Source organism: Candidatus Cloacimonadota bacterium (assembly GCA_019429305.1).
Classification (GTDB): domain Bacteria; phylum Cloacimonadota; class Cloacimonadia; order Cloacimonadales; family JAJBBL01; genus JAHYIR01.
The window spans coordinates 1-10,256 of record JAHYIR010000040.1 but is presented as its reverse complement, the minus strand read 5'-3'; the positions used below and the strand labels follow the sequence as shown (position 1 = coordinate 10,256).

Below are 10,256 nucleotides of genomic sequence, written 5' to 3'. Positions count from 1 at the left end.
AGCAAGAGTTTGGATCTCATCCAGTACATCATTATAAGTTCGGTAACCGTCAATACGGGTATCTCGCAATTGGAGATTATTCTTCAGACGATCTTCAGTCTGAGTTATGATTGGTTCATACCCCAAGCTCTGAAAATATTGTAACTGGTCTCCACTAACTACCAAATCAAGATACTCACCAGGTCGATATGAAGCTATATCATAATTCTCTTCTAATAAACTGTGAACCATTTGTGGATGCGGTTCTAAGAACCGAATCACCATTCTTTCGCTATTTACTAAAATATCTGCATAAATTAGAGTAAATTCAACTAACAAAATCAAAAATATCATTACAAATCTCATCTTCTCCTCTCCTATCTATTCTTTACATTATATCTCACTTGATTCCTTCATAAATCATCATTTCAGGATGTTTCTTAAGAAAATAATATCTCGATTCATTTTTATATAAAAACAGAGTAATTTTAAAGACAGCTTTTGACAATGAAAAAATCTATTTCATAAGTTAATATACGGCTGTTATTCTGAAAAATCGAATACTGTCATTTGCTATGTAGCCACTCCATTCAGTCTCCGTCGTAAAATCTACATAATCCCAATCTTCAGTATCAGGCGTTAAAGCTGAGTAAATAATATAACCGTTAGCCAGTTCAATTTCATTCCATTGTAGAGTAACAATGCCCTCCGAAACAGTAATAGATGTAATCTCCGGTCTGATATCAGGGATAAGTTGATAATCGAGAATAGTCTGTGTAGTGCTATTGATGCTGAAATATATTGGCGTTGATGTAATATATCCTGGAGCAGAGAACTGTACGGTATATTCACCGGGTAATAGCAATCTGAAATATCTTCCGTATTCTTCGCTGCTCGTATATGGAGCACGATAAACACCGGTGTTATCAATACCATCAATAAATATCTCTGCCACTATAGGTTCTTGTGTCTGAGCATCGGTTAATATTCCTGTCAGTGTAGAATAATGTCCTCTTCTAAGAAGAATTAATGCTGCTTCCAGATTATTTTCACATATCTGATCAATTTGATCTACAGGTGGGATAAATAATGTAGCCAACTCCAGTGTGTGAGCAAAGATCCCATGAGCACAATAGGAATCATCTTCACAGGTACCGGTTGCAGGATACAATTGCCAACTATGCTGTGCGATATATGTTCCTGTTCCACTAACTGTTGGAATCGATTGTGCCATTTCCAGAGCCAAAGCATATTGGGCTTGAACATCAGGGGAGATTAGACCGGAAGTATATCCGGGTGGGAAAAGCACTAGTTGTCCAGAACTGTGATAAGAAATACCAGCAACAAATTGTCTCTCTTGCCAGAGGTTTTTCAAGGCAGTTGTTTCCGGTTCTGAAGATGGGTAGGGCCCACCATAGTTACTGGCTGTTGGTTGTGCATTCAATTGCCATTCATGGGCATAATTACGGTTGAGATCTACTCCGTCACCTGTACTAATAGTCCCTGTATTATAATTATCTCTGATATTCTTTCGCCAATTGGTATTTATCTCATCAAAAACAAGTTTATGTCCATCAGGATTAAGCATTGGTATGAACCAGATCTCTGTATTATCTACCAAGAAAGTTATTTCCGGATCAGTACCGTAATTATCGATTATATGCCAGAGAATATGCATTACCACCTCAACGCTAATTGGTTCCCGGGCATGATGAGCGCCATTATAATAAACTGCCGGCTTATCAGCTTCAACTGATGGGTCGAGTGTTACTTTTAAGCCCCAGATCAGATGATTGTAAGCTGCATAATTATTATTTCCGGCTAAATAATACTCCCTTCCTCTGCTGATGCCTAATGAATATAACGATGCTATGTTTGGATAGTCGGAAGCTATATCTGTAAGTTCGTCAAGAACATCCGTATAACTACGATAACCTGCTAATTCACGTGTTCTGAGTACAAGATTCCGGCGCATCTCGCTTTCGGTGAAGAGGATCTCCGGTTCCCAACCTAATTCAATAAACTCTCCTAATAGGTGATCATCGATCAGGATGTCTATATAGATCATTTCTTGTCCGGAGACGATTTCATAATCATTTTCAATGATGTAACTAATGAGTTCCGGAGTGGGGTTGTTTAGCCGGATAACAATATACTCACTATCCGTTGCATAAACTGAACAAATTAAAAATATAAGAAATATAAAGAAAAAAATCGTTTTCATATTACTCCTTTAAAGGGATCTATAAAAACACTGGATAATCTAATTTAAGGCACTAATCTCTTTTGCGGCATCAGATAAGTTTCACTCATTCTCCGTATTGTTTGAGTGATCTCATACTCAGAAATTCGCATTTTCTTACCGATCTCATAGATCAATGTCTTTTCATCTGTCTCCATCCTCCCGTCGGATATAATAAGGTAAATGAGTTTTTCTAATAGATCATATTTATAGGTATCATGTCGTTCAGCAAAATATTTGCATATTTTATAAACCTTATTCTTCAAAGCATCAAATGACTTGAACTCCAGATACTTTTCCGGTTGACTTGTATAGGCACCCAACATCTCATTCAAGATATATAGCTTACTATCGGGAATACCTTCCGATGTTAATGTAACATACACTCCTGCATTAGCAAAAAATTCTAAAATCTTCTTATCGACCTCTTTTCGGGGATGTAATTCTAAGATATCAAGATTTTCCATCACCATTTCATCAAGTCTTTTGCGACTAATAGGTTCTCTTTTACCTATTTTCCCTGTTAAGAATTCTGATTTGCTAAATAAGATCAAACTCTTTATCCTGACCATGTTGTTGGGATGAGTGGCAAAGAAATCTCCTACTGCCAGTTCTTTTACTTTATCTAACTGCTTGAGATAGGCATTTATATCAAAATTCAAGGCATCTTCAGTGAGACCGGAAGCAAATTTAAAAAAGAGCTTACCGATGATCTTAGGGTCAGGACAAACTAAGAATCCGATCCTGTCGGAACTAATCTCGGCATATTTTTGCCAACGGGCAAGATTATAAGATAGAGAATTGGAAATATCACTTTCTTCTCTATTAGAAAGGATGCGACGTACTACATCGAGTTTACTATGTTCATAGATCAGATGTCCGATCTCATGCCCAATAACGAAATGCAATTCATCATCATTTGCCATATTTACTAAAGAAGAAGTCAGACAGATAATGTGAGGTTCAAAACCAAAACCGTTGAGCGAGAAGGCATTTACTTCCGGTGAAGAGGCAAGATAGAAACTGATCTCTTCATCATACTCCAAATACTTGGTGATCTCTTCACAGATCGAATAAAGTCGCGGAGCCATAAGATTATTCAATTTCACTGTATTAGAAAGCATTGTGTTGGTGGCTTCAATGACTTCATCCTCTTTATCGAAGATATCATAATAATTACTCAAAGCATAGTCATCTTCCAAGATTTTTTGCATCTCCAGTTCACCATCAAAACGTAACGCCTCATAATTGATCTGCTTCTTCTTCATCATCTTCGCTGTCTTCTTGGCAAATGTCATAAATACCTCCTATTAACTTTCATTATAAACTGATATTAAAATTGTCAATCGCTTTTTTGCTGCTAAATAGAAAGTGCTCGACCAATTTTTGTTTATAAAAGGGTAATTCATGAATTGCCCCTACAGTGAATGAATTCTGCCAAAAATGAAGAAAAAACATGATGTAATGATAAATAGTTTCAAAGAAGTTTATAAAAACTATGTAGTTAAGTTATATCTATGAGGAGTACACGAGTCGGCTATAGCCGACTCGTAGGCACCCTAAGGATAGAATTAAGATATAGTAGTCTTAAAGTAAGGATAGAAGCAGAAAGTTGTTTATCCAATTACTAACAAATAATTGAAAAAAGCTAACTATTTACTAATAGTTGATTTGCTCTTGACAATTATGTGATGAAGATGCATTAAGAATTGAATGCATAAACAAACATTATGGTCAGGGAGAGAAACGATGTCAAAGGTCATGATTATAATTTTAATGCTATCTTTCAGTCTCCAACTCTTTTCTTATCAGGATAGTTCTTTTTCTTTGTTTACCCCGAGTGTTTTAACAAAAGGGGAAATGGAGATCAGCATTATTCACCGTTTTTATGGTGCTGTGGATGAAGATGTATGGGATACATTTTTTGGGATGAACGTCGGAGCCAACGTTGGCTTGGCTTTCCGTCGTAATTTTGGTCATCAATTGGAATTGAAGGGGAGTTATACGAGAAGTGGAAAACGGTTGGAGTTGGGAGCATCTTGGCAGCCCTCTTTGGCAGAATTACCATTGCTTCTGCAAATGGACACGTCTTATATAACTTTCGAGCAATTAGTTATCGAAGAGAGACGGAAGAATTTTCTTTACTTAATTTCGATCCAGAGCAAGATTTATGAGGAGTGGGTGGTAATCAGCACCAATATAGGTTATGATGGTTATTACGAACGTTTTATAAATGGATATGCCTTGCATGTGAAGTATTTCCGAAACCTAAGTATGATAGGAGAGTATTATCCTGTTTGGGATCGAAATTCTGCTTCGGCAAGCTTAGATAGGTACATCGGAAAATATGATACATATAGCTTGGGGTTTAAGTATGATACTTGGGGACACCACTTTTTATTCAGCTTAGGAAACGGGACTCAGATTCATCCAGCAACTCAGTCTTTAGGCAGCAATAATGGATCGGACCTATATTTTGGATTCAATATTCAACGCAGGTTTTAACAAACGGAGGTTAATATGAAGTGTCTTTTTATTATCATGATAGCTCTTCTGATTTTATGTTGTAATACGATCAGGGATGAGAGGTTCATCGCTAGTGATGATCCTCCCGACGATGAGGGATTTTATCTCGCTCAGAGCGGCAGCTTTGTTCTCCGTTACAAAGTGGATGATACTCAGAATTTGGAATGCATCTTTTCAGCTAATTCAACCGGTTGGATTTCTGTTGGTTTCAATCCAACAAACCGGATGAAAGATGCCAATATCATTATCGGATACGTTGAAGAGGGAATAGGTTTTATTCGTGACGATTTTGGAACCGGTGAAGTATCACATGAAGCCGACACTTTGTTGGGCGGAACCAATGACGTAACTCTAATAGCCGCATCTGAACAAGGTGGAAGAACCACATTCCATTTTCGTATACCCTTGGATTCGGGAGATCCTTATGATAGAGTACTGGTCCCTGGATCGAGTTATCCCGTTATTTTTGCCAGAGGGAATGACAACGATTTTGATTCGTATCATACAGGGCTGGGACAGGCAATTATTACTATCCGATAAACTTAACCTTCTAACGTTTCATGATGGTTATGCGTTGACTTTGCATACTGTTCTTTGTCTTAAAAGTTATGAAGTAAGTACCGTCCGGTAAATTATCCGGTTGCCAGATCAATTCGTGTTCTCCACTAGATTGAACCATAACCCTTCTGTTTATCAATTGACCACGCAGATTGTAAAAGCTTATCTCAACCTCAGAACTTTCTGTTAGCCGGAACCTAATGTTTGTGTGATCTTGGAAGGGGTTGGGGTAGATCGAAAGTATCCTATCTGTTGGTTTTATAATAATGGATTGATCGTCCACAGAGACAGGATCAAGCAAAGTAATTTCAGCATATCCGGCAGCAATATGAACACTTGTAAAATTGTTGGCTCCATTGGCTCCCCGTGCTAAAATTATCGGGTATGTTTGTCCGATTGACAACGGCTGGTCATATTGATCACCGGAATCGAGCGGGATTGTGAAATGGAGTGTTGTGAAACCATCCTCTTCCAAACCGGCAATTAGGGTTACATCATCAGTGCCACCAAGACTCTGATCTGAAACATGAGAAGTGTTGCCGGTACCCCAGTCATCTCGAATCATCGTCTCATTAGATGTAACATAGCCGATGATGATATTGGCATCTCTCATCATAAAAGTGGGGTTAAAACCAACAGATACCCATCCCGTTGTTTGACCGATCAAGATCCCTTCCAGATTCAATCTGTCTGGAGTTACTCTATACTCAAAAGTAACACCGGCAGCATTGACTGTTTGCCAATCTGATTGAGCCGACAGTAATGAGATTGACATTGCTAACATGAGTATTAAATATAAGAATTTGTTGTTCATTATAACCTCCTAAAATAAAACCTTTATACAGAAAAGATAATCACTTATTTAATGAGAACAAGACAATTTAACTGTCCAAGATAGCTAATGCTGAAGTGTCATTAGCTTGAAGGTAATACTAATAATCGTCTCAAGAAATTAACAAAGATTTTACAATTTCTTGACTGAACTTTTAATATGAGAATTATATTTATAGTATGAAGATAGATAAAAATTCCATAGTTATTGAAGAATACGTCGGTTTAGTCCGCTCGATAGTTTCGCGTTATCGTTCTTATAGCTATCCAATGGAAGATCTTATGCAGGAGGGGATGATCGGCTTAATGGAAGCCAAAGAACGGTTTGATGGAGGGAAAGGGGCTTCCTTCACTACTTATGCAGCATTTTGGGTTAAGAAGAGAATAATAGATGCTTTGAATCGAGAGCGAAAAGAATCTATGGATGCGATAGCTTATGATGATTCTATTTTAAATGAAGAGCAAGAAAAGGAAACTGAAGTCAAGATAGAAGAAACAGAACTTGAAGTTAATAAACTTGATATTCCACATGATTTTCCTGAAGAGGAGAAAAAGTTTCTGAATCTGCATTTTACTGAGAAACAAACACTCTCTGAGATAGCTAAAATAATGAATCTAAGCCGTGAACGAATAAGACAATTGAAGCAGAAAGCTTTACGCCGGATGAAACTATATCTAAAAAAAGAAGCAGAAAGAAGTTAAAAAAGCGGTATTCATAAAATTACGAGATAAAAATCTTTTTGATATACTATTTTTATCAACCAAATTTTCCGGTTAAGTAATCCTCAGTTTGCTTATTTTCAGGCACTGTAAAAATTTTGGAAGTTGTGTTATGTTCGATAAGAATTCCCAGATAGAAGAACGCTGTGAAATCCGAGACTCGGGCTGCTTGTTGCATATTATGAGTTACGATAACAATGGTAACCTGTTGTTTTAAATACTCGATCAATTCTTCTATTCTTGTGGTGGATTGAGGATCAAGGGAACTTGTCGGCTCATCCATTAACAAAACATCCGGTTCAACTGCAAGAGCTCTGGCTATAGATAATCTTTGTTGTTGACCACCAGAGAGACTACCACCGGGTGCTTTGAGTCGGTCTTTAACCTCTTCCCATAACGCCGCCTGACGGAGAGATTTCTCCACAACTTCATCGAGAAGAGATCTCTTTTTGATCCCAACTAATTTTAAACCGGCAATAACGTTATCATATATTGACATTGTGGGGAACGGGGTCGGCTTTTGAAAAACCATACCCAGTTTCCTTCTAATAATTACCGGATCAACTTTAGGGGCATAGATATCCTCTCCATTAAGTAAAACACTCCCCTTAACATAAGTATTTCTGGTCAGATCGTGCATTCTATTCAGAGAACGCAAGAACGTTGTTTTACCACAACCGGAAGGTCCTATAAGTGCAGTAACCTTTTTATCATAGATTGGAAGATCAATATCCTTGATACCATAATTAGTACCGTAGATAACAGATAATTTTCTTGCTTCCAATCTTAAATTTGTACTGAGATCTTCTTGAGACTTAGGGTACAGAATTTTAGAAGACTTGTTCTCAAAACTGTTTAAAGTTGATTCTTGGTTTATGTTGTCAACCATGCTAAGCAAACCTCCGATAATAGCAAACTATAGTAAGTCATTAAGATTCCGAATTTAGTATTTTTTCTCTCGTACAGCAATTCTGGCAATGACGAAAGACATAACAACAAAGAAAAGGAGTAATATGCCGGCAGCCCATCCTAATTTATGCCATTGTGGATAGGGGCTGATAGCAAGACTGTATAACCTTTGGGGAAGGGTATCGACAGGACCGAAGATCCAGCCCTTCAAGGTTGCTGACATGTAATTGTTACCAAAAGAGGTGAATAATAATGGTGCAGCTTCACCCGCAGCTCTGGCAAAAGCTATTAGCAAACCGGTGACCAATCCTGTTTTTGATGCCGGAATAACCACAGACAAAACTACTCTCCAGCGTGGTAAACCAACCGCTAAACCGGCTTCTCTAATTGACCAAGGGATGTTCATAAGAGCACTTTCAGTTGACCTGGCGATAATCGGTAGCATAACAAAAGCTAAAGCAACTCCACCAGATAATCCCGAAAAACTTCCCATCGGTTTAACGACAAGTGCCCAAGCAAGAAGACCTTTTAAAACAGCGGGCATGCCGTTAAGGGTATCATTCATTACCCTCATAAGCGGATTTAGTTTATGATCGGGATACTCCGAAAGCATAATCCCTGCTCCCAGTCCGAAAGGTACAGCTATAAGAAGTGCAAGAAAATCTACCACAAAGGTGCCAATTATGGTATGGACTAAACCTGATGATCTACCGGTCATAGCTCTGGATGGTGACCCCAACTCCTGAGTAAAGAAGTCGATGTTTATTGCACCGATTCCTTGAACAACAACGTAAACAATGATTATGATCAGGGGTATTAAAACAGCAATTGTGTTGATGATCAGAAAAGTCTTCATCAGATTCTGAAAAAAGTATCTCTGCTTTAAAGTTTTCATACGGTTCGAGCCCCTGTAAGAGAAAATCTTCTCTGTATGTAAGCTGCTATCAAATTAACAATCAGAGAGACAATAAAAAGATAAAAACCAACAGCAATAAGACTGGAAAGATGAAGGTTTTCCACAGCTTCCCGGAACTCATTAACAATGACAGAAGGCATCGTTGAAGCAGGACCCATAATAGTAAAAGGCAAAGTATTTTTATTACCTATCAACATGGCTACAGCCATCGTTTCACCGATTGCTCTACCAAAAGAAAGCATAACACCGGCTAAGATTCCTCCCCGAGCGTAAGGTATTACCGCCATCCTGATTACTTCCCATTTTGTCGCTCCCAGAGCATAAGCTGCTTCTCTTTGATCTTTGGGCACTTTTTTAAAGGCATCCACAGCCAGAGCCGTCGTATAGGGAATGATCATCAAAGCCAGTATCAAAATGGCAGTTGCCATACCATAACCTATGGGATTACCTAAGAAGGGGAGCAAGGCAGGAAAATGATCCAAAGACCAGAGATAAATATTCATGTAAAAAGTATCTCTCATAAACGGGGCAAAAACAAAGATTCCCCACAGACCAATGATCACTGATGGGACTGCAGCGATCAAATTGACTAGATTGTCAATAATATGAGACAGCCAAGCCGGAGAGTATTCGGCAGTAAAAACCGCAACAGCTAAAGCAGGTATAAAAGAGATTGCCAGAGATAGAATACTGGTGATGAGAGTACCCAAAATAAAAGGATAAGCGCCAAACTGCATTTTAATGGCAGGGTCCCAAACCTTTCCGGTCAGAAAACCAAAGAAACCGAATTCCTTGATAGATGAAGCACCATCTCCATATAGTACTAATGCCATGATAGCAGTACATAGTATCACTGTAATACCCAGCGTGAAGATGGATAATGAAAAAATCCGGTCTCCAAGCCATCTATATATGAGAGGTCTTGGTTGTTTTAATATCTGTGATGTTGAATCATCCATAGTATCCGCTTGCGGCACTATTCTCCTCCTCTGATTTGATATGATAGAATACCGACTCTCCATACCAGAAAGCCGGTATCCTAATTTATTAGAGATATACCTTATGAAAAAATATTTCTATTTATTATCGAGTATCTTCTGTCCAATGACTTCACCATTCCATTTCATCTGACGAATCATTGCCTTATTCTTTTCTACAGCAGCAGATGGTAGTTGAGCATAACCGAGTTGCTCGGAAAGTTTCTGACCGTCTGTAATCGCCCAGATAATAAATCTAATCAGTTCTTCTGCTTCTTGTTTGGTGCTGATCGCTCTGTTTTTCTCCATATTCTCATAACAGAGCATCCAGGCAAAACCGGCTGCCGGATAACCATCGGAAGCAGGAGTATCGGTAAATAAGATTCTGGTATCGTCGGGCAGTTGAATATTAGCAGCTGCACTGGTAGCTGTGAATGAAGGGGTAATCACATTACCTGAGCTATTCTTGAGATAACCATAACTCATGTTGTTCAATAGAGCATAAGCAAAACTGTTATATCCTATAGCACCTGGAGTATTAACAACCACGCCGGCAACACCTTCGTTACCGTTAGCACCAATACCAGTAGGCCAGTTA

Annotated in this window: 11 protein-coding genes; 3 read left to right on the top strand and 8 right to left on the bottom strand. The window is 38.4% G+C overall.

Annotated features, from left to right (window positions below; translation table 11 throughout):
• The 3 genes from K0B81_09375 to K0B81_09365 all read right to left on the bottom strand — a co-directional run.
• A partial coding sequence (locus K0B81_09375; protein MBW6516802.1) for a hypothetical protein occupies window positions 1-333 on the bottom strand: 333 nt, incomplete at its 3' end.
• Between the two features lie 175 nt (window positions 334-508).
• A complete protein-coding gene (locus K0B81_09370; GenBank protein MBW6516801.1) occupies window positions 509-2,203 on the bottom strand; it encodes a hypothetical protein in 1,695 nt (564 codons plus the stop codon).
• A 44-nt stretch (window positions 2,204-2,247) separates the two neighbouring features.
• Window positions 2,248-3,519 (bottom strand): M48 family metallopeptidase, encoded by a 1,272-nt coding sequence (locus K0B81_09365; protein MBW6516800.1) that lies wholly within the window; start codon window positions 3,517-3,519, stop codon window positions 2,248-2,250.
• A gap of 451 nt (window positions 3,520-3,970) precedes the next feature.
• Here K0B81_09365 and K0B81_09360 point away from each other — a divergent pair, with 451 nt between their 5' ends.
• Both K0B81_09360 and K0B81_09355 read left to right on the top strand, forming a co-directional pair.
• Window positions 3,971-4,726 carry a hypothetical protein gene (locus tag K0B81_09360; GenBank protein ID MBW6516799.1) on the top strand — a complete coding sequence of 252 codons (756 nt, stop codon included), beginning with the start codon at window positions 3,971-3,973 and terminating at the stop codon, window positions 4,724-4,726.
• Window positions 4,727-4,741: 15 nt separating this feature from the next.
• Entirely contained in the window at window positions 4,742-5,287 is a 546-nt protein-coding gene (locus tag K0B81_09355; GenBank protein ID MBW6516798.1) for a hypothetical protein, read from the top strand.
• Window positions 5,288-5,297: 10 nt separating this feature from the next.
• On the opposite strand, the gene K0B81_09350 is transcribed toward K0B81_09355, so the two are convergent.
• Window positions 5,298-6,119 carry a T9SS type A sorting domain-containing protein gene (locus K0B81_09350; protein ID MBW6516797.1) on the bottom strand — a complete coding sequence of 274 codons (822 nt, stop codon included), beginning with the start codon at window positions 6,117-6,119 and terminating at the stop codon, window positions 5,298-5,300.
• Window positions 6,120-6,316: 197 nt separating this feature from the next.
• Here K0B81_09350 and K0B81_09345 point away from each other — a divergent pair, with 197 nt between their 5' ends.
• Complete coding sequence (locus K0B81_09345) at window positions 6,317-6,838, top strand: sigma-70 family RNA polymerase sigma factor (GenBank protein MBW6516796.1); 522 nt, start codon at window positions 6,317-6,319, stop codon at window positions 6,836-6,838.
• 55 nt (window positions 6,839-6,893) lie between these two features.
• Here the strand turns inward: K0B81_09345 and pstB are convergent, their stop codons facing one another.
• From pstB to K0B81_09325, 4 genes are all read right to left on the bottom strand, one after another.
• A complete protein-coding gene (pstB, locus tag K0B81_09340; GenBank protein ID MBW6516795.1) occupies window positions 6,894-7,745 on the bottom strand; it encodes a phosphate ABC transporter ATP-binding protein PstB in 852 nt (283 codons plus the stop codon).
• Window positions 7,746-7,799: 54 nt separating this feature from the next.
• Complete coding sequence (gene pstA / locus K0B81_09335; protein MBW6516794.1) at window positions 7,800-8,660, bottom strand: phosphate ABC transporter permease PstA; 861 nt, start codon at window positions 8,658-8,660, stop codon at window positions 7,800-7,802.
• Entirely contained in the window at window positions 8,657-9,640 is a 984-nt protein-coding gene (pstC, locus tag K0B81_09330) for a phosphate ABC transporter permease subunit PstC (protein MBW6516793.1), read from the bottom strand. The genes pstA and pstC overlap by 4 nt, the downstream gene beginning before the upstream one ends.
• Before the next feature lie 117 nt (window positions 9,641-9,757).
• Window positions 9,758-10,256: substrate-binding domain-containing protein (locus K0B81_09325; protein ID MBW6516792.1), on the bottom strand; the 499-nt coding region annotated here is incomplete at its 5' end.

Coding starts and splice junctions, on each gene's coding strand:
- K0B81_09360 (MBW6516799.1), top strand. CDS start 3,971: ATGTCAAAGGTCATGATTATAATTTTAATGCTATCTTTCAGTCTCCAA.
- K0B81_09370 (MBW6516801.1), bottom strand. CDS start 2,203: ATGAAAACGATTTTTTTCTTTATATTTCTTATATTTTTAATTTGTTCA.
- K0B81_09350 (MBW6516797.1), bottom strand. CDS start 6,119: ATGAACAACAAATTCTTATATTTAATACTCATGTTAGCAATGTCAATC.
- K0B81_09345 (MBW6516796.1), top strand. CDS start 6,317: ATGAAGATAGATAAAAATTCCATAGTTATTGAAGAATACGTCGGTTTA.
- pstA (MBW6516794.1), bottom strand. CDS start 8,660: ATGAAAACTTTAAAGCAGAGATACTTTTTTCAGAATCTGATGAAGACT.
- pstB (MBW6516795.1), bottom strand. CDS start 7,745: ATGGTTGACAACATAAACCAAGAATCAACTTTAAACAGTTTTGAGAAC.
- K0B81_09355 (MBW6516798.1), top strand. CDS start 4,742: ATGAAGTGTCTTTTTATTATCATGATAGCTCTTCTGATTTTATGTTGT.
- pstC (MBW6516793.1), bottom strand. CDS start 9,640: ATGGATGATTCAACATCACAGATATTAAAACAACCAAGACCTCTCATA.
- K0B81_09365 (MBW6516800.1), bottom strand. CDS start 3,519: ATGACATTTGCCAAGAAGACAGCGAAGATGATGAAGAAGAAGCAGATC.